Origin of the sequence: Stenotrophomonas chelatiphaga, from assembly GCF_032054965.1 — a bacterium.
Lineage (GTDB): Bacteria > Pseudomonadota > Gammaproteobacteria > Xanthomonadales > Xanthomonadaceae > Stenotrophomonas > Stenotrophomonas chelatiphaga.
Map to the genome: position 1 here is coordinate 23,769 of NZ_DAMBRS010000015.1, position 18,489 is coordinate 42,257.

14 protein-coding genes are annotated in these 18,489 nt (G+C 66.3%); 11 read left to right on the forward strand and 3 right to left on the reverse strand.

Features of this window, described 5'->3' with window-relative positions; genetic code table 11:
- Positions 1 to 7 precede the first annotated feature (7 nt).
- Positions 8 to 445: a hypothetical protein gene (locus tag RTX79_RS15775; RefSeq protein ID WP_312684708.1), complete on the forward strand. Its 438-nt coding sequence runs from the start codon at positions 8 to 10 to the stop codon at positions 443 to 445.
- A 170-nt stretch (positions 446 to 615) separates the two neighbouring features.
- On the opposite strand, the gene RTX79_RS15780 is transcribed toward RTX79_RS15775, so the two are convergent.
- From RTX79_RS15780 to RTX79_RS15790, 3 genes are read right to left on the reverse strand one after another with little or no spacing between them, the layout of a single operon-like run.
- Entirely contained in the window at positions 616 to 2,304 is a 1,689-nt protein-coding gene (locus RTX79_RS15780) for a pseudouridine synthase (protein WP_312684709.1), read from the reverse strand.
- Positions 2,297 to 3,205, reverse strand: coding sequence for an SMC-Scp complex subunit ScpB (gene scpB / locus RTX79_RS15785; RefSeq protein WP_312684710.1), 909 nt, complete (start codon positions 3,203 to 3,205; stop codon positions 2,297 to 2,299). The genes RTX79_RS15780 and scpB overlap by 8 nt, the downstream gene beginning before the upstream one ends.
- Before the next feature lie 13 nt (positions 3,206 to 3,218).
- Entirely contained in the window at positions 3,219 to 4,124 is a 906-nt protein-coding gene (locus tag RTX79_RS15790) for a segregation and condensation protein A (RefSeq protein WP_057506841.1), read from the reverse strand.
- Between the two features lie 369 nt (positions 4,125 to 4,493).
- On the opposite strand from RTX79_RS15790, the gene RTX79_RS15795 reads away from it, so the two are divergent.
- From RTX79_RS15795 to RTX79_RS15840, 10 genes are all read left to right on the forward strand, one after another.
- Positions 4,494 to 4,793, forward strand: coding sequence for a YciI family protein (locus tag RTX79_RS15795; RefSeq protein ID WP_312684711.1), 300 nt, complete (start codon positions 4,494 to 4,496; stop codon positions 4,791 to 4,793).
- A 14-nt stretch (positions 4,794 to 4,807) separates the two neighbouring features.
- Entirely contained in the window at positions 4,808 to 5,068 is a 261-nt protein-coding gene (locus RTX79_RS15800) for a BolA family protein (RefSeq protein WP_312684747.1), read from the forward strand.
- Positions 5,069 to 5,215: 147 nt separating this feature from the next.
- Positions 5,216 to 6,280: a substrate-binding domain-containing protein gene (locus tag RTX79_RS15805; protein ID WP_123699774.1), complete on the forward strand. Its 1,065-nt coding sequence runs from the start codon at positions 5,216 to 5,218 to the stop codon at positions 6,278 to 6,280.
- Positions 6,281 to 6,356: 76 nt separating this feature from the next.
- On the forward strand, positions 6,357 to 9,416 hold the full coding sequence (locus RTX79_RS15810) for a TonB-dependent receptor (RefSeq protein ID WP_057506837.1): 3,060 nt from the start codon (positions 6,357 to 6,359) through the stop codon (positions 9,414 to 9,416).
- Between the two features lie 238 nt (positions 9,417 to 9,654).
- Positions 9,655 to 11,259, forward strand: coding sequence for a glucoamylase family protein (locus tag RTX79_RS15815; RefSeq protein WP_057506836.1), 1,605 nt, complete (start codon positions 9,655 to 9,657; stop codon positions 11,257 to 11,259).
- Between the two features lie 40 nt (positions 11,260 to 11,299).
- Positions 11,300 to 12,598 carry a sugar ABC transporter substrate-binding protein gene (locus RTX79_RS15820; protein ID WP_428696022.1) on the forward strand — a complete coding sequence of 433 codons (1,299 nt, stop codon included), beginning with the start codon at positions 11,300 to 11,302 and terminating at the stop codon, positions 12,596 to 12,598.
- On the forward strand, positions 12,595 to 13,476 hold the full coding sequence (locus tag RTX79_RS15825) for a carbohydrate ABC transporter permease (protein WP_057506835.1): 882 nt from the start codon (positions 12,595 to 12,597) through the stop codon (positions 13,474 to 13,476). Before RTX79_RS15820 ends, RTX79_RS15825 begins: the two co-directional genes overlap by 4 nt.
- Positions 13,473 to 14,309, forward strand: coding sequence for a carbohydrate ABC transporter permease (locus RTX79_RS15830; protein WP_309685035.1), 837 nt, complete (start codon positions 13,473 to 13,475; stop codon positions 14,307 to 14,309). The genes RTX79_RS15825 and RTX79_RS15830 overlap by 4 nt, the downstream gene beginning before the upstream one ends.
- On the forward strand, positions 14,306 to 17,473 hold the full coding sequence (locus tag RTX79_RS15835; RefSeq protein WP_428696020.1) for a discoidin domain-containing protein: 3,168 nt from the start codon (positions 14,306 to 14,308) through the stop codon (positions 17,471 to 17,473). Before RTX79_RS15830 ends, RTX79_RS15835 begins: the two co-directional genes overlap by 4 nt.
- A gap of 5 nt (positions 17,474 to 17,478) precedes the next feature.
- The gene (locus RTX79_RS15840; protein ID WP_312684716.1) at positions 17,479 to 18,414 is read left to right on the forward strand and encodes an endonuclease/exonuclease/phosphatase family protein; all 936 of its coding nucleotides are present in this window, start codon (positions 17,479 to 17,481) and stop codon (positions 18,412 to 18,414) included.
- Positions 18,415 to 18,489 lie beyond the last annotated feature (75 nt).

The following is an 18,489-nucleotide window of genomic DNA, read 5'->3' on the forward strand; positions in this document are numbered from 1 at the left end:
CCCGACGATGAAGAACGCTGTTTCCCTGATGGCTGTGCTGTTCGTTTCGGCTTTCGTTGCGCCCGCCGCACAGGCTGCCGGTAACATCGAGTGCAGCCTGCGCTATGACCTGTCCGGCTGGTCGGTGTTCTACAAGACCGCCTCCGGCACCGGGACGATCACCTGCGACAACGGCATGCGCATGCCGGTCACGCTGAAGGTCAAGGGCGGTGGACTGACCGTGGGCAAGTCGAAGATCGTCGATGGCACGGGCCGTTTCAGCGGCGCTTACTCCCCGGATGACCTGTTCGGCACGTATGCGGCGGTCAGCGCGCATGCCGGCGCGGTCCGCTCCAGCGGTGCGGTGGCGATGACCAAGGGCGATATCTCGCTGGCGCTGGCCGGTACCGGCAAGGGCTGGGACCTGGGGATCGACGGCACGGCGTTCACGATCGAACGGCGCTGAGGGCGGGGTAGTGACGGCCGCTGGCCGTCATCGCGACTTGTTTGACGGCCAGCGGCCGTCACTACCGAGAAACCTGGCACGTCGGCCAGCGGCCGTCAGTACCCGTCACGCTGACGAGGCAACAAAAAACCCGGCCGAAGCCGGGTTTTTTGATGCATCACGCGAGGGGATCAGCCGCCGCGCGGGCCACCGCGACCGCGGTTGCCACCCGGACCGCCCGGGCCACGGTTGCCACCGGGGCCACCCGGGCCACGGTTGCCGCCCGGGCCGCTGGGGCCACGGTTGCCACCGGGACCACCCGGACCGCGGTTGCCACCCGGGCCACCGGCCGAACGATTACCACCCGGGCCGCGATTGCCGCTGGCCGGACGGGGGGTGCTGCCGTACGGGCTGAAGCCCGGGTTGGCATGGTCGGACGGGAACGACGGTGCGTTGCCCGGGTGACCATACGGATGCTTGTTGCCCTGGCCGCCCTGGCCCTGGCCACCGCGATTGCCACCGGCACCCGGCGACTTCGGCTTGGCGTAACCGCCACGACCACCTTCACCCTGGCCCTGGCCGTAACCACCGCCCTGGCCCGGACCGCGCGCACCGGGGCCGCGCGCACCCGGACCACCCGGACCACGGGCACCGGGGCCGCGCGCTGCGCCGGGACCGGCGTTGCGGTGGCCGCTCGGGCCGGTGCTGACGCCGTCCGGCACGTACCAGCTGCGGAATGCCGCCGGATTGCCTTCCGGCAGGCCACGGTCATTCTTCTGCGGGCGCGCCTTGAACGGACGCTGCGACTGCTTGGCCGCGGCTTCACCGCTGACCGTCAGGCCGCCCTTGAAGCCGCCGCCGCCCTTGCCACCGCGACCACGACCGCGATCTTCGCGGACGTTGTCGAAGCGACGCAGCTCGCGACCTTCATCGGCGGTGTTGTGGCCGTTGACGTAGGCCGTGCCGCGGCCGCCTTCGCGGCCCATGCGCACGGTGGTCTTGGCCGCGCGACGCTGGCCGATCACCGGCTGCAGGGTCAGCGCGGACGGTGCGCCTTCTTCCAGGTTCAACTTGGCGCGCAGCGCTTCGACCTGGGCGGTCGGCAGTTCCACCGAATGGCCACGGGTCAGTTCGCGCGGCAGGCTCACGGTGCCGTAGCGGGTACGCTTCAGGCGGCTGACCTGGCAGCCCTGCGATTCCCACAGGCGGCGGACTTCGCGGTTGCGACCTTCCTTGACCACCACGCGGAACCAGTCGTGCGAATCGGTGCCGCCGATGCGCTCGACTTCATCGAACTTGGCCGGACCGTCTTCCAGCGCGACGCCACGCTGCAGGCGCAGGATGGTGTTGTCGTCGACCTTTTCCTGGCCTTCCGGGGCGCGCACGCGCACCACGTACTCGCGCTCGACTTCGAAGGACGGGTGCATCATCGCGTTGGCGAGTTCACCGTCGGTGGTGGCCAGCAGCAGGCCGGTGGTGTTGATGTCCAGGCGGCCGATGGCGATCCAGCGGGCGCCCTTCAGCGCCGGCAGCGACTCGAACACGGTCGGGCGGCCTTCTGGATCTTCGCGGGTGGTCACTTCGCCTTCCGGCTTGTTGTAGACCAGCACGCGCGAGGGCTCGGCCAGGGCGGTGGCGACGAAGCCGCGGCCATCCAGCTCGATGCGGTCGCCGCTGCGGACCGACATGCCGGTCTGCGCGACTTCACCGTTGACCTTGACCAGGCCCTCGGCGATGCGCTGTTCCAGCGCACGGCGCGAACCGAGGCCGGCCTGTGCCAGCACCTTGTGCAGGCGTTCTTCCAGCTTGAACTGTTCGGAGGTGGCTTCGCGCTTCAGCGACAGCTTGTTCAACGACAGCTTGCGGGGGGTATCACTCATTAACTTTGGCTCCGGCCGACGTTTCATCGTCGGCCTCTGGTTCGGAATCGGCTAGGTCAACAGCCACGGTCGTCTTCGCGACGGCGTTGTCTTCGCTCTCGTTCACTGGCGCCGCGCGCGTGCCCGGCGCGGTGTCGGGGTGCCCGTTGTCGCTGGGCGAAGGTGCTTGCTCATCAGGGTCTGCCGCGACGGGCGCGGCAGGGGGTAGGGGTCCGGCATCGGCGCCTGCGGCGGCCGGGATGCCTTCTTCGTCGGTGCCGCCGGGGGCGGGGGCATCGTCATCATTGGCGGCTGCGCCCGGGCTGGCGGCCGCGGCCGGCAGCGGTGCATCGGGCTGGCCATCCGGCCCCAGCGGCAGCTGCGGTTCCAGTTCGGCCAGGTCTTTCAGCTCGGACAGCGGCGGGAGTTCATCCAGGCGCTTGAGGCCGAAATAATCCAGGAAACCCTTGGTGGTGCCGAACAGCGCCGGCCTGCCAGGCACATCGCGGTGGCCGATCACCCGGATCCACTCACGTTCTTCCAGGGCCTGGATGATGTTGCTGCTCACCGCAACGCCACGTACCTGTTCGATCTCGCCACGGGTGATCGGCTGCCGGTAGGCGATCAGCGCCAGCGTTTCCAGCGTGGCGCGGGTGTAGCGCGTCTTGCGCTCGGTCCACAGCCGGCTGATATGCCCATGGACCTCGGCGGTGACCTGGTAGCGGAAGCCGGAGGCCACCTCCACCAGTTCCACGCCCCGCTCGACGCAGGCCTCGCGCAGGGTTTCCAGTGCGCGTTCCACGCTGCCTGCCGGCGCCGGCTCGTCTTCCGGGAACAGCTCCTTGAGCTGCACCAGGGTCAGCGGCTGCGGCGATGCCAGCAGCGCGCCTTCGACGATTCGGTTGATCAGCGGTTGATCCATCGGCAATTCGCGCTCACTCGTTCGGGTTGGCTGCGTCGTTGTCATCGAATTCGCTGCTGAAAGACAGCGGCTCATTGGTGTTTCCCGCCGCCAGCGACTTGACGTAGATCGCCGCCAGCGGGGCTTCCTGCACGATATCCAGCAGCTGCTCCTTGGCCAGTTCCAGCATGGCCAGGAAGGTGACCAGCACGCCGAGCTTCCCTTCTTCGGCGGTGAACAGCGATTCGAAACGGTAGAACACGCCTTCTTCCATGCGGCCCAGCAGGTCGCCCATGCGCTGGCGGACACTCAGGGCTTCGCGCTTGATCGCGTGCCCGGTGAACAGCTCGGCGCGCTTGAGCACGTCGTGCAGGGCCACCAGCATTTCCTTCAGTTCCACCGGCGGCGGCAGGCGGATCGCCGCGCGGTCGGGGACGAAGGCATGCACCACGGTGGTGTCGCGGTCCTGCCGGGGCAGGGCGTCGATATCCTCGGCGGCCTGCTTGAAACGTTCGTACTCCTGCAGCCGGCGGACCAGTTCGGCGCGCGGATCGGCTTCCTCACCGTCCTCGCTGACCGGCCGCGGCAGCAGCATCCGCGACTTCACTTCGGCCAGGATCGCGGCCATCACCAGGTATTCGGCGGCGAGCTCGAAACGCAGCTCGCGCATCACCGTGATGTATTCCACGTACTGCCGGGTGATCTCGGCGACGGGGATGTCCAGCACATCCAGGTTCTGGCGGCGGATCAGGTACAGCAGCAGGTCCAGCGGCCCTTCGAATGCATCCAGGATGACTTCCAGTGCATCCGGCGGGATGTACAGGTCCTGCGGTATCTGCAGGACCGGTTGCCCATGCACCACGGCCAGCGGCATTTCCTGCTGCTGTGGGGTGGGCGGCCGGATTGACGGGGTCGCGTCTAGCGCGGTTTCAGAGGTCATCAAAGGACATCAGGATTGCAACGGACCGGTCGCGGTGCCGGCCATTGCCTCCAGGCAACTGCCTGACAGGCCATGGCGGAAACCAGGACACGCCGGAATCGGCGCGATTCCACACATCAATAAAGCAGGACGCACCGCACTGGCGGCAGCGACGAAACTACGGGGAGGTCGTCTACGCGGTCTGGTCGGGGGCAGCGGTTCGATCATCGGTGGCCTGCGGGGCCATGGGACCGACGGGACGCTGCGTCCAGTCACGTGCAATGCAAACAGGTTACGGCTTTGCAATCGCGGTGTCCAGTCAGGCGCGGCGCGTGGTCAGGCAGCCGCTAGAATCAGCGCCAGTTCCCGCAGGACAACAGGAGACAATCGATGTGGTACGTAATTGAAGGCTACGACGGCCAGGACGTGCTTCCGGCCCGGATCGCCGCCCGCCCGACCCACCTGGCACGGCTGCAGGCCCTGCAGGAGCAGGGCAGGTTGCTGCTGGCCGGTCCGTGCCCGGCGATCGACAGCGAGGACCCGGGTCCGGCCGGCTTCAGCGGCAGCGTGGTGATCGCCGCGTTCGACTCGCTGCCCGCCGCCCGCGAATGGGCCGACGCCGACCCCTACGTGGCAGCCGGTGTCTACGTGCGCACCGAGGTCCGCCCGTTCCGCAAGGTCCTGCCGTGAGCAACGCCGAGCGGATGGAGCGAATCCGTGATGCGTTGCAGCAATCACTGGCTCCCGTGCACCTGCATGTTGAAGACGATAGTCACCGTCATGCCGGCCATGCCGGCGCGCGTGACGGGCGCGGTCATTTCAACGTCCACGTGGTCAGCGAGCAGTTTGCCGGAATGGGGCAGATTGCACGACATCGCGCCGTATACGCTGCACTTGGCGACATGATGCAGGCCGATATCCACGCGCTTTCCATACGTGCGCAGACCCCGGCCGAGGCTGGCTGATCCGGTGTCCCTTGCTGTCCTGTGACGTCCCCGGGGCGTCCCGCGGTGGACAGCGGGCGGACGCCCCACGACTTATAGGACTAACGAAGTGTTTACATCGGACATTGGAAACGCTTACATTCCGCGCCAAGCCGTAGGGCTGGAGTCGTGGAGGGCGACTTTGTGAACAAGGCAGCGATCACCATCAAGGATGTTGCGCGGGAAGCCAAGGTCTCCGTGGCCACGGTTTCGCGCGCGCTCAATGGACACGAAAATGTCGCCGAGCCGGTTCGCCAACTGGTGCTGGAGGTGGCTGCGCGCCTGCGCTACACCCCGCACGCCGCCGCCCGCAGCCTGAGCAGCCGGCGCACCAATACCGTCGGGGTGGTGCTGCCCGACCTGTATGGCGAGTTCTTCTCCGAACTGATGCGCGGCATCGACCAGATCGCCCGCATCCGCCGCCAGCACCTGCTGGTGTCCAGTTACCACGGCGACCAGGAACAGCAGGGTGCGGCCCTGCGTGCCATGCGCGGCCGGGTCGATGGCCTGCTGGTGCTGTCCCCGTATGCGGAAAGCCCGGGTTTCCTGACCGACAACCTGCCGCAGTCGCTGCCCACGGTGCTGATCAATACCTACCTGCCCGACCAGGACCATCCTGTGTTGAGCATCGATGACCACGCTGGCGCCGTGGCGATGACCCGCCACCTGCTCGACGTCGGCCACCGCCGCATTGCCTTCATTTCAGGCCCGGACTCCAACTACGATGCGCGCGAACGCCTGCGGGGCTTCCGCGATGCGCTGGCTGCCTTTGGCAGTGATGCGCAGGGCATCGAGCTGCCCGGCGATTTCGACGAAGCTTCCGGCCATCGTGCCGGTCAGGAGTTGCTGGCAGCCGGAACGCTGCCCGATGCGGTATTCGCGGCCAACGACATGATGGCGCTGGGCTGCCTGTATGCGTTCGCGCAGGCGGGCCTGAAGGTGCCCGATGACGTGGCGCTGGCCGGTTTCGATGACATTCCGCTGGCCCGTTTCGTTCACCCGTCGTTGACGACGATGCAGGTGAGTATCGCCGAGCTCGGTGACATGGCGATGACGCGCCTGATGCAGTTGATGGATTCAAAAAGCACGGAAAGCGCGGGTGACAAGCAGACGCTTGTGCCGAAGCTGATCGTGCGTGATTCAAGCAAGAGTGTTTCCCGCAGGACCCAAACCCACACGCCATCCGGCCGTTGAAGCCAGAGGCGATTCCATTTTTTGTTTGACATGAAAGGGGCGGCCATCGCGGTCGCCACCACCCCCGGAGATTTTCATGACGCAGTTCAATCACCATCGTCGGATGCCGGCTCGCCGTCTGCTGACGTGCGCCCTGGTCAGCTGCCTGGCCATCGCTGCAGCACCGGACGTGATGGCCCAGTCGGCCAACGCGAGCCTGCGCGGCACCGTTGCTTCGGCCCAGGCTGGCAGCGAAGTGGTCGCCACCAACGTGGCCACCGGCACCACCCGTCGCGGCACCGTCCGCGCTGACGGCAGCTACTCGCTGATGGGCCTGGATCCGGGCACCTACGACGTGGTGGCCAATGGCCAGACGCAGAAGGTCACCGTGACCGTGGCCTCGGCCGCCACGCTGAACTTCAGCGGCGCGGCAGCGGCGGCTCCGGCCGGCGATGCCACCACCCTGGACGCGGTGACCGTGGTCGCCCCGACCCTGCTGCAGGAAGTGCGCACCTCCGAAGTCGGCAAGACCGTCAGCCTGCAGCAGATCCAGACCACCCCGCAGGTCTCCCGCAACTTCCTGGAGTTCGCCGACGCCGTGCCGGGCCTGATCTTCACCCGCGATGCGAAGGGCAACACCTCCCTGCGTGGCGGTGCCACCAATGCCGATGGCACCAACGTCTACATCGACGGCGTGGGCCAGAAGAGCTACGTCAAGGGCGGCGGCGTGGCCGGCCAGTCCGGCAGCGCCGGCAACCCGTTCCCGCAGCTGGCGATCGGTGAATACAAGGTCATCAGCGGCAACTACAAGGCCGAATACGGCCAGGTGTCCAGCGCGGCCGTGACCGCGGCGACCAAGTCCGGTACCAACGAGTTCAAGGGTGAAACCTTCTACCGTTACACCAACGAAGACATGCGCGCCAAGACCCCGGCGGAGCGCCAGCCGGGCCAGACCAAGGAAGCGTCGGCCGAGAAGGAATACGGCTTCGCGCTCGGTGGCCCGATCGTCCAGGACAAGGCGCACTTCTTCGTGACCTACGAAGCCAAGCGCTTCGACCTGCCGGTCACCATCGCCCCGGAAGGCTCGGTCACCAACCGCATCGGCCTGCTGCCGGCAGACGCCGCCGCCGGCCTCGGCCCGGCCAGCCAGCCGTTCCAGCAGGACCTGATCTTCGCCAAGATCGACTTCGAGCCGACCGACAACGATCGCATCGAACTGAGCTTCCAGGATCGCGACGAGACCCAGCAGCAGTTCAGTGGCCAGACCGCGCCGGAAGCCGGCCGTGAAGTGGTCAACACCGACCGTCGTTACGCGCTGCGCTGGAACCACAGCGGTGAGCGTTACTACAACGAACTGATGCTCACCCATGAAGATTCGTTCAACAACCCGACCCCGCTGACCCTGGGCAACGGCTACACCTACACCGCGCCGGACGGCACCGAAGACCGTACCCTGGTCAAGATCGGTGGCGCCTCCGCGCTGGATTCGCAGGTGAAGGGCCAGAAGGGCTGGGCGATCGAAGACAACCTGACCCTGGATGGCATCGAGTGGAACGGCGACCACACCATCAAGATGGGCGCCAAGTACAAGGAAATCGACCTGTACGCATCGGATGCGGCACAGATCAACCCGGCCTTCACCTACACCCTGGGCGATCCGGACTTCCCGTCCGACATCCCGTACAAGGCGCAGTTCGTCAAGCCGGTGACCGGCGTGTCGGGCGTGTCCGGCGAAGTGCGTTCCAAGTCCAAGCAGATCGGCCTGTTCATCCAGGACGACTGGCAGGTCAACGACCACCTGCAGCTGAACCTCGGCCTGCGCTGGGACTACGAAAAGACCCCGGCCTACCTGGACTTCGTGACCCCGCAGGCGGTGGTCGACGCGATCTACTCGCAGGATCCGCGCGCTGCCGCCGGCCAGACCTACGCCGATTCGCTGGCACTGGGCGGCCTGGACATCAGCGATTACATCAGCACCGGCAAGAACCGCAAGGCGTTCAAGGATGCCTGGCAGCCGCGCATCGGCTTCTCGTATGACATCAACGCCGACGAGCAGCACGTGTTCCACGGCGGTGCCGGTCGTTCCTACGATCGCGACCTGTTCGACAACCTGCAGCTGGAAACCACCAAGCTGGCGCTGCCGCAGCCGACCATCTACTTCCGCAACCCGAACACCGGCACCTGCCTCAACGGCCAGGCCGCCTGCTATGACTGGAACCCGAACCTGCTCAACGGCATCGGCAACCTGCAGGCGCTGGTCGGTTCGACCAGCAACGCCGGCCTGGAAGTGGACCTGCTGAACAACAACCTGAAGGTGCCGTACTCGGATCAGTTCAGCTTCGGCATGAGCAACCAGGTCGGTGAGTGGCTGACCGATGCCACCATTTCCCGCACCCTGAGCTACGACGGCTTCGCCTTCACCCTGGGCAACCGTTACCCGACCGGCCAGTTCTTCGATGACCCGCGTCTGTGCGGTGGCAGCGATCCGGGCCTGAGCCAGGCCTGGAGCTGCAACGTGCCGGGCTTCGGCAGCCTGATCATCGGCCAGCAGGGCATCAAGACCCGCGCGACCCAGGTCCTGCTGTCGGCGCAGAAGCCGTTCACCCAGGAAAGCGGCTGGGGCTCCTCGATCGCCTACACCTGGACGACCGCACGCCACAACCGCGACATCAACGAGAAGTACGCCTTCGACCGCGGCCTGATCGAGGACTACCCGACCATCCGCTCCAACGGCGCGCCGCGCCACCGCCTGGTGGTCACCGGTTCGTACGCGGGCTTCTGGGGCATCACCTTCGGCGGCAAGGTCACCCTGGCCACCCCGACCGCGGTGAACGACTGGTACCCGGTCGCCCAGTCGACCGGCTTCGACCTGCCGACCCCGGGCGCCGCGGTGCCCAACGGCAACGGCAAGTTCCTGCTCGGTGGCAAGATCTTCGGCTACCGTTCGGTCGACCTGCAGGCGACGAAGACGTTCAAGATGGCGCACGAGACCGAGCTGTACGCTCGTATCGACATCATCAACGTGTTCAACTTCGACAACTTCTCCAACTACAACTACACCAAGACCAACGGCAAGCTGCTGGCCAGCTACAACGAAACCGGCGACATCGTCGGTACGCCGCGCCAGGTGAAGGCGGAAGTCGGCTTCCGGTTCTGATCCGGAACGCCTGATGCACCACGCGGTACCGCCTGCGGGCGGTACCGTGGGAAGGCAATGGCGGGTCTTCGGGCCCGTCCATTGTCCAGCCCACTGCCCTGGAGGGGGCAGTGGGCTGGGCAATGAGCGTTGGCGTCCAACCACTGCGGTGGTTTTTTTTCGGGACGCGTTTGTAAACGATTTCAGGTCATTGGACGTTATGCTCTCCATTCTTGAACAGCACAAAAGGAAGGGGCCGATGCGGGTAAGCCACCTGTTGACCATTGCCGCGATCACCTTGGCCGCCGCCGGCTGCAAGCCGCAGGCCGCGCCCGAGCCGGCCAAGCCGGCCCCGCAGGTGATCCTGGTCGAAGCCGACCTGCCACCGCGCCCGATGAAGCCGGAGCTGCCGCCGCTGTTCGATGACATCGAACGCCGCACCTTCCAGTTCTTCTGGGACACCAGCAATGAGATCAACGGGCTGACCCCGGACCGCTATCCCTCGCGGCCGTTCGCCAGCATCGCCTCGGTCGGCTTCGCGCTGACCGCTTATCCGATCGGCATCGAAAACGGATGGGTCAGCCGCAACCAGGCGGTGGACCGCACCCTGACCACGCTGCGCTTCCTGCGCGATGTGCCGATGGGCCCGCAGCGCACCGGCAAGGGCGGTTACAAAGGCTTCTATTACCACTTCCTGGACATGCAGGACGGCCACCGCTACGACAGCTGGGTGGAACTGTCTTCGGTGGATACCGCGCTGCTGATGATGGGCGTGCTGTTCGCGCAGTCGTACTACGACGGCGGCGATTCGCGCGAGAAGGAAATCCGTGACATCGCCGAGACCCTGTACAAGCGCGTGGACTGGCCGTGGCTGCAGGAGCGTTCGCCGCTGATCTCGATGGGCTGGTTCCCGGAAAGCGGCACCATCGAACACGACTGGATGGGCTACAACGAGGCGATGATCGTCTACATCCTGGCGCTGGGTTCGCCGACCCATCCGGTCAGCCCGGATGCCTGGACGGTGTGGACGCGCACCTACGACAACGACTGGGGCGTCTACCAGGGCCAGGAATACCTGTCCTTCGGTCCGCTGTTCGGCCATCAGTACAGCCATGTCTGGATCGACTTCCGCGATATCCAGGACGCCTACATGCGCGAACGCGGCAGCACCTATTTCCTCAACAGCCGTTCGGCCGCGCTGGCCCAGCGCGAGTATGCGATCAGCAACCCGATGAACTGGAAGGAATACGGCCAGAACGTCTGGGGCCTGACTGCCAGCGACGGCCCGCAGAACACCACCCAGGAATACCGTGGCGAGCAGCGCCAGTTCCGCCACTACTCTTCGCGCGGCGCCGGCCTGCGCGAGAATTTCGACGACGGCACCATCGCCCCCACCGCGGCCATTTCCTCCATCGTGTTCGCGCCGGAAGAAGTGATCCCGGCCACCCAGGAAATGCACAAGCGCTTTGGTGATTACATCTATTCCAGCTACGGCTTCCTGGATTCGTTCAACCCGAGTTTCAACTACGACATCCCGATCAAGACCGGGCGCATGGTGCCCGACCGCGGTTGGGTGGCGAGTGACTACATCGGCATCGACCAGGGCCCGATCCTGACCATGATCGCCAACTACCGCAACGATTTCGTGTGGGAGGTGATGAAGAAGAACCCGCACATCCGCAAGGGGCTGGAGCGCGCTGGTTTCAGCGGCGGCTGGCTGACCCCGGAAGGCGAACAGCAGCCGCTGCAGCTGGAAAAAGACGAGAAGGCCGCCGACGCACGCGCGGTCGGCATTGCAGAATCACGCGCCGCCGCGGCACAGGAACAGAAGAATGCATCGCGCAACAACAACCCGGGCAAGTAAGCCGGAGCTGGCAACGAACAACACGTCCCCGGGCCGTCGCCTGCGCTGGGTCGCCGCGCTGGTGGCGGGCCTGGTGCTGGCGGGCTGCGCGCGCAAGGAAGAGGGCACCACGGTGCGCTTCTGGGCGATGGGGCGCGAGGCCGAAGTGGTGGCCGAGCTGATCCACGAGTTCGAAGCGGAGAACCCCGGCATCCGGGTGGACGTGCAGAACATCCCGTGGACGGCCGCGCACGAAAAACTGCTGACCGCCTTCGCCGCCGATGGGTTGCCCGATGTCTGCCAGCTCGGCAACACCTGGATCCCGGAGTTCGCCGAACTCAACACGCTGGAGCCGCTGCAGCCGTACATCGACCGTTCCAGCGTGGTCGAACCGGCCGATTATTTCCCCGGCATCTGGGACACCAACGTGATCCATGGCGAGGTGGTCGGCGTGCCGTGGTACGTCGACACCCGCCTGCTGTATTACCGCAAGGATCTGCTCGCGCAGGCCGGCCACGATGCGCCACCGCGCACGTGGGCCGAGTTCGAACAGCAGATGGCCGACATCAAGAAGATGCAGGGCCCGAACCGTTACGCGGTGCTGATGCCGATCAACGAGTTCGAGCAGCAGCTGTCCTTCGCCCTGCAGCAGCCCGATCCGCTGCTGCGCGATGACGATACCCGCGGCAACTTCCGCAGCCCCGGCTTCCGCCGCACGCTGGGTTTCTACGCCAACATGTTTGAAAAGGGCTGGGCACCGAAGATGTCCGAAACCCAGATCTCCAACGTCTGGGACGAGTTCTTCCGCGGCTTCAATGTGTTCTACATCTCCGGCCCTTGGAACATCCGCGAGTTCAAGAAGCTGGAACCGAAGGAACTGGCCGGCAAGTGGGGCACTGCCGCACTGCCGGGTCCGGACGGCCCTGGTGCCGGCATCGCAGGGGGCACCAGCCTGGTGATCTTCCGCAAGGCGCAGCAGAAGGAAGCGTCGTGGAAGCTGATCGAGTTCCTGTCGCGGCCGGCGATCCAGGAACGCTTCCATTCCATCATCGGCGACCTGCCACCACGTCGCAGCACCTGGCAGGCCCCGTCGCTGGCCGGTGATCCGCTGGCTGCGGCGTTCCGTGACCAGCTCGAGCGCGTCAAGCCGACGCCGAAGGTGCTGGAATGGGAGCGCATCGTGCAGGAAATGCGCATCGTCACTGAAAAAGTGGTGCGCGGCGGGCAGGCGCAGGATGCTGCGGTGACTGAACTCGATGACCGCGTGGACAAAGTGCTGGCCAAGCGGCGCTGGATGCATGAGCAGGTGATCGAACAACAGCGCGATGTCGCGCCCGTGGCCACCGGAGGCCAGCCATGAACCGTTCCTCGCTTGCCGGCTGGATCTTCGCTGCACCGGCGGTGATCGTGCTGGGTGTGTTCTTCGGCCTGCCGGTGGCTTCGGCGCTGGCGCTGAGCGTGACCGACTTCGACCTGTACTCGCTGGCCGACGGCGCCAACCTGCGTTTCGTCGGGTTGGGCAACTACATCGACCTGCTGCAGACGCCGATGTTCTGGAAATCGCTGTGGAACACCACGTACTTCGTGGTGATCGGCGTGCCGCTGTCCATCGCGGTGTCGCTCGGCGCGGCGATCCTGCTCAACGCCCCGGCGGCACGCTTCAAGGCCCTGTTCCGCACCGCGCTGTTCGCCCCGGTGGTGACCACGCTGGTGGCGGTGGCAGTGATCTGGCGCTACCTGTTCCACACCAGCTACGGGCTGGTGAACTACGGGCTGGGGCACATCGGGATCAGCCCGATCGACTGGCTCGGCGATCCGGACTGGGCCATGCCGACGATCATGCTGTTCGCGGTGTGGAAGAACTTCGGCTACAACATGGTGATCTTCCTGGCCGGCCTGCAGGCGATCCCGCATGACCTGTACGAGGCCGCGCGCATCGACGGCGCGTCGCGCTGGAAGCAGTTCCTGCACATCACCCTGCCGATGCTCGGCCCGGTGCTGCTGGTGGTCGGGGTGATCACCGTGTCCGGCTACTTCCAGCTGTTCGCCGAACCCTACGTGATGACCCGCGGCGACCCACTGCAGAGCACCGTCAGCGTGCTGTACTTCATGTTCGAAGAAGGCTTCAAGTGGTGGAACCTCGGCCGTGCATCGGCGGTGGCGTTCCTGTTGTTCCTGATCATCCTGGCGGTGACCTCGGTGATGCTGCGCTTCGGGCGCAAAAGGCAGATGGTATGAGTCGCGAAATCGGCCAGTCACGCTGGCACGGATGGTGGATCAACGGCGGGTTGCTGGTGCTGGCGCTGGTCAGCCTGGCGCCGCTGCTGTGGATGGTGTCGGTGTCGGTGATGCCGGCCGGCGAGGCGACGCAGTTTCCGCCGCCGCTGGTGGGCTCGCAGGTCACCTTCAGCAACTACCACGAGCTGTTCGCGCGCACCGGCATGGGCGTCAACTTCGCCAACAGCCTGCTGGTGTCGGTGGCGATCACGCTGGGGTCGCTGCTGCTCAACACGATGGCTGGCTACGCCTTCGCCAAGCTGCGCTTCGTCGGCCGTGACCGCCTGTTCCAGGTGCTGATGGCGGCGCTGGTGATCCCGGCGCAGGTGGCGATGCTGCCGCTGTTCCTGTTGATGAAGCAGCTGGGCCTGGTCAACAGCTTCGGCGGGGTGATCGTGCCGGCGCTGGCGACCGTGTTCGGCATCTTCCTGGTGCGCCAGTACGCGCGCTCCATCCCGGACGAACTGCTGGAAGCGGCGCGCATGGACGGGGCAGGGGAGCTGCGGATCTTCTTCCAGATCGTGCTGCCGATGCTCAAGCCGGTGTTGGTCACGCTGTCCATCTTCACCTTCATGGGCGCGTGGAACGACTTCATGTGGCCGCTGATCGTGCTGACCGACCAGGAGCACTACACCCTGCCGGTGGCGCTGGCCACGCTGTCACGCGAACACATCATGGATGTTGAGATGATGATGGCCGGCGCGGTGGTCACGGTGATCCCGGTGCTCGCGCTGTTCCTGCTGCTGCAGCGGTACTACATCCAGGGTCTCATGTTGGGGAGTGTCAAAGGGTGAATCGTCGAATCGTCGCCGGCCTGGCGCTGTTGTGGTCCTGCGTGGCAGTTGCTGCCCCGCCTCCTGCCGCTCCCGCACCGAAGGTCATCGACGATTTCGACGACATGGGCCAATGGACGCTGGTGCTGTCCGACCAGGTCAGCGGCTCGCTGCGCAACGTCGCCGGTGCCGGCGGCGGCCGCGCGATGTGCCTGGACTACAACTTCCACGAGGTCTCCGGTTATGTCGGCGTGCGCCGCGCGCTGAACATCGACTACCCGGCCAACTACCGCTTCGGCTTCCAGCTGCGCGGGGATTCGCCGGCCAACGATCTGCAGTTCAAGCTGATCGACGCCAGCGGTGACAACGTGTGGTGGGTCAACCGCCCGGGCTACGCGTTCCCCAAGGCCTGGACCCCGGTGGAGTTCCGCAAGCGCCACATCGACAAGGCCTGGGGCCCGTCGCCGGAGAAGGAACTCAAGCGCAGCGCGTCGATGGAGTTCACCATCTACAGCAAGGTCGGCGGCCGCGGCACGGTGTGCTTCGACAAGCTGACCCTGCAGGGCCTGCCCGCGCAGGATGATTCGGCGCTGCACCCGGAGGTGCTGGCCGATACCGCCCCGGCCCTGCAGGACCGCATGATCGATGGCAAGGCCGATACGTTCTGGGTCAGTGGCGGGGTCAAGCAGCAGACCATCAGCCTGGACCTGGGCAAGCCGCGCGAAGTGGGCGGGGCGGTCATCGACTGGCTGCCCGGCCTGGAGGCCACGCGTTACACCGTGCGCGCTTCGCAGGACGGGCGCGATTGGCGCACGATCCGCGAAGTGACCGCCGGCAGTGGTGGCCGTGACTGGCTGGCGTTGCCGGAAACCGATGCGCGCTACCTGCGCTTCGACCTGCAGGGCGGCCCGAACTGGCGCTATGGCATCCGCGATATCGCGCTGAAGCCGCTGGCCTTCGCCGCCACCCCGAATGCGTTCCTGTCATCGGTGGCCGCCGACCTGCCGCGTGGTTCGCTGCCGCGCGCGTACGTGGGCGAGCAGCCGAGCTGGACCCTGCTGGGACTGGATGGCGGCCGCGAACAGGCGCTGATCAGCGAAGACGGCGCGCTGGAAATGGCGCGTGGCAGCTTCAGCGTGGAGCCGTTCCTGAAGCTGGACGGCAAGCTGGTCAGCTGGGCCGATGTCAGCCCGATCCAGTCGCTGCAGGACAGCTACCTGCCGATCGCCAGCGTGGACTGGCAGCATGACAAGGCGTCGCTGTCGGTCACCGGTTTCGTGCAGGGCACGCCGGACACCTCGCAGCTGGTGGCCCGTTATTCGCTGAAGAACCCGGACAAGGTGGCCCACGAATACACCCTGGCGTTGGCGATCCGCCCCTGGCAGGTCAATCCGCCGACCCAGTTCCTCAACACCGTCGGCGGCTTCAGCCGGATCGACAGCCTGGATGTGGAAGAAGGGCTGGTGAAGGTCAACGGCGAGCCGCGGCTGTATGCGGTGCAGACGCCGGATGCGCGCTTCGCCACCCCGTTCGACGGCAAGCTGGAGGTGATGCACCTGGCCGCTGGCACGCTGCCGACCACCACCTCGGTGAAGGACCCGACCGGCATGGCATCCGGCGCGTTGCTGTACACGTTCAAGCTGGAGCCGGGACAGAGCCGCGAAGTGGCGCTGGTGCTGCCCCAGGTCGGCAGCTTCAATCCGCGCGGTTTTGACGCCGGCAAAGCCCAGGCACAGGTGGCGGCGATGTGGCGGCAGAAGCTGGATGGCCTGCAGCTGCAGTTGCCGCGCGAGGGCCAGCCGCTGGCCGACACGCTGCGCACGGCGCTGGCGCACATGCTGATTTCCCGCGTGGGCCCGCGCCTGCAGCCCGGTACGCGGTCCTACGGGCGCAGCTGGATCCGCGACGGCGCGATGATTTCCGAAGGCCTGCTGCGCATGGGCCGCAGCGATGCGGTGCGCGATTACGTGCAGTGGTATGCCCCGTTCCAGTTCGACAACGGCAAGGTGCCGTGCTGCGTGGACGACCGCGGCAGTGACCCGGTGCCGGAAAACGACAGCCACGGCGAGCTGATCTACAACATCGCCGAATACTGGCGTTACACCGGTGACGATGCCTTCCTGGAGGCGATGTGGCCGCACGTGGTGGGCGCGTTCCATTACATGGAACGGCTGCGCGCCAGCGAGCGCACCGAAGAGAACCGCGCGCGCAATCCGGCGTTCTACGGGATGATGCCGGCCTCGATCAGCCACGAAGGCTATTCGGCCAAGCCGATGCATTCGTACTGGGACAACTTCTGGGCGCTGCGCGGCTACAAGGACGCCGGGATCATCGCCGAGCGCCTGCAGAAGATGGAAGTGCTGGCGATCACCGGCGCGCGCGATGAATTCCGCGCCGACCTGCAGGCATCGCTGTATGCGGCGATGGACCAGCATCGCATCGACTTCCTGCCGGGGTCGGCGGAGCTGGGCGACTTCGATGCGACCTCCACCACCATCGCACTGGCGCCCGGCGGTGAGCAGGGTCGCCTGCCGCAGCCGCAGCTGGACAACACCTTCCAGCGCTACTGGACCGAGTTCGTGGCACGCCGCGACGGCAAGCGCGAGTGGAAGGATTACACCCCCTACGAATGGCGCAACGTCGCCGCCTTCGTGCGCCTGGGCTGGCGTGACCGCGCCTGGCAGGCCACCGAATTCTTCTTCAAGGACCGCTCGCCGCAGGCCTGGAACCAGTGGGCCGAGGTGGTGTCGCGCACGCCGCGCAAGCCGTTCTTCGTCGGCGACCTGCCGCATGCCTGGGTGGCTTCGGACTTCGTGCGTTCGGCGCTGGACATGTTTGCCTACAACCGCGACGTGGACCAGTCGCTGGTGCTGGCCGCGGGTGTGCCGGTGCGCTGGTTCGAAGGGCAGGGCATCGCGGTGAAGGGACTGCGCACGCCGCAGGGCCAGCTGGACTACCGGCTGCAACGCAGCGACAGGCAACTGGTGCTGGACGTCGGTGCCGGCGTGCTGCCGCCAGCCGGTGGCCTGGTGCTGCCGTGGCCGTATGCGGGCGAGCCCGGCGCGACCACGATCAATGGCGAGCCGGTCGAATGGATCGGCGGCGAACTGCACGTGCACCAGGTGCCGGCGAAGATCGAGATCGAGGTCCCGGCCGCCGTGCGCCGGGCCGAACGCAAGGGGTGACCAGCATGCGGGTGAGGGGCGGGGAGGGCACGCAGGGTGTCGTGCGGACGTTGCTCGGTGCAGCCGTGTGCGTGTCACTGCTGCTGCCGGGTGTGGCGCTGTCGGCGGATGCTCCGCCGCGTGCCGCGGTCGCCGGGTTGAACAGCGCGCCGGTCAGCGCGACGCGCGAGGCAGGCATGAGCATGGTGACCTTCAACCTGCACCATGACCGCGAGGACTGGCCCGAGCGACGCAAGACCATCCTGGCCGAACTGCAGCGCCTGCAGCCGGATGCGATCGCGCTGCAGGAGGTGATCCAGAAGCGCAACGTGCGCAACCAGGCCGAATGGCTGGCCACTCGACTGGGCTATTCGTACCTGTTCGTATCCACCGACCCGCCCGGGGCGGCCAAGCGCTACGGCAATGCGCTGTTGACGCGCCGGCCGGTACTGGCGCGCGGCCAGCACCTGCTGCAGCCACTGGCTGACTACCGCACCGTGGGCCACCTGCGCATCGAGGTCGATGGCAGGCCGGTCAATGTCTACGCCACGCACCTCAACGAACGTTCCGATGAGAAGGGCATCCAGACCCGCCGCACCCAAGTGGAAGACCTGCTGCGCTTCATCAGCAGCACCTCGGCGGGTGCGCCGGTGGTGATCGCCGGTGACTTCAATGCGATGGTCGATGCGGGTGACCTGAGCGAGCTGCGCAGTCATTACGGCGACAGCTACGGTAGCGTGCACATCAACAATGACCTGGCGCAGGTCAGCACGCTCAACCGGCACTATTTCGAGGCGCCATCGCGCATCGACCACATCTTCTTCCAGCAGGACCAACTGCTGGCGCGCGAGGCGAAGATCCTGTTCGACCAGCCCGACGAAGGCGGACGCTGGGCGTCGGACCATTACGGCGTGTGGACGCGCCTGCAGTTCGCACCGGACACCGCGTCCGCGCCCAGGTAGCGACGGCCGCTGGCCGGGTAGTGACGGCCGCTGCAGGTAGTGACGGCCGCTGGCCGTCAGCTTCTGCGCTGGTGG

What these genes read in the sequence shown, in the direction of transcription:
- RTX79_RS15790 (WP_057506841.1), bottom strand. Translation starts at nt 4,124, where the DNA reads ATGACCTCTGAAACCGCGCTAGACGCGACCCCGTCAATCCGGCCGCCC.
- RTX79_RS15840 (WP_312684716.1), top strand. Translation starts at nt 17,479, where the DNA reads ATGCGGGTGAGGGGCGGGGAGGGCACGCAGGGTGTCGTGCGGACGTTG.
- RTX79_RS15795 (WP_312684711.1), top strand. Translation starts at nt 4,494, where the DNA reads ATGTGGTACGTAATTGAAGGCTACGACGGCCAGGACGTGCTTCCGGCC.
- RTX79_RS15815 (WP_057506836.1), top strand. Translation starts at nt 9,655, where the DNA reads ATGCGGGTAAGCCACCTGTTGACCATTGCCGCGATCACCTTGGCCGCC.
- RTX79_RS15800 (WP_312684747.1), top strand. Translation starts at nt 4,808, where the DNA reads ATGGAGCGAATCCGTGATGCGTTGCAGCAATCACTGGCTCCCGTGCAC.
- RTX79_RS15825 (WP_057506835.1), top strand. Translation starts at nt 12,595, where the DNA reads ATGAACCGTTCCTCGCTTGCCGGCTGGATCTTCGCTGCACCGGCGGTG.
- scpB (WP_312684710.1), bottom strand. Translation starts at nt 3,205, where the DNA reads ATGGATCAACCGCTGATCAACCGAATCGTCGAAGGCGCGCTGCTGGCA.
- RTX79_RS15830 (WP_309685035.1), top strand. Translation starts at nt 13,473, where the DNA reads ATGAGTCGCGAAATCGGCCAGTCACGCTGGCACGGATGGTGGATCAAC.
- RTX79_RS15810 (WP_057506837.1), top strand. Translation starts at nt 6,357, where the DNA reads ATGACGCAGTTCAATCACCATCGTCGGATGCCGGCTCGCCGTCTGCTG.
- RTX79_RS15775 (WP_312684708.1), top strand. Translation starts at nt 8, where the DNA reads ATGAAGAACGCTGTTTCCCTGATGGCTGTGCTGTTCGTTTCGGCTTTC.
- RTX79_RS15780 (WP_312684709.1), bottom strand. Translation starts at nt 2,304, where the DNA reads ATGAGTGATACCCCCCGCAAGCTGTCGTTGAACAAGCTGTCGCTGAAG.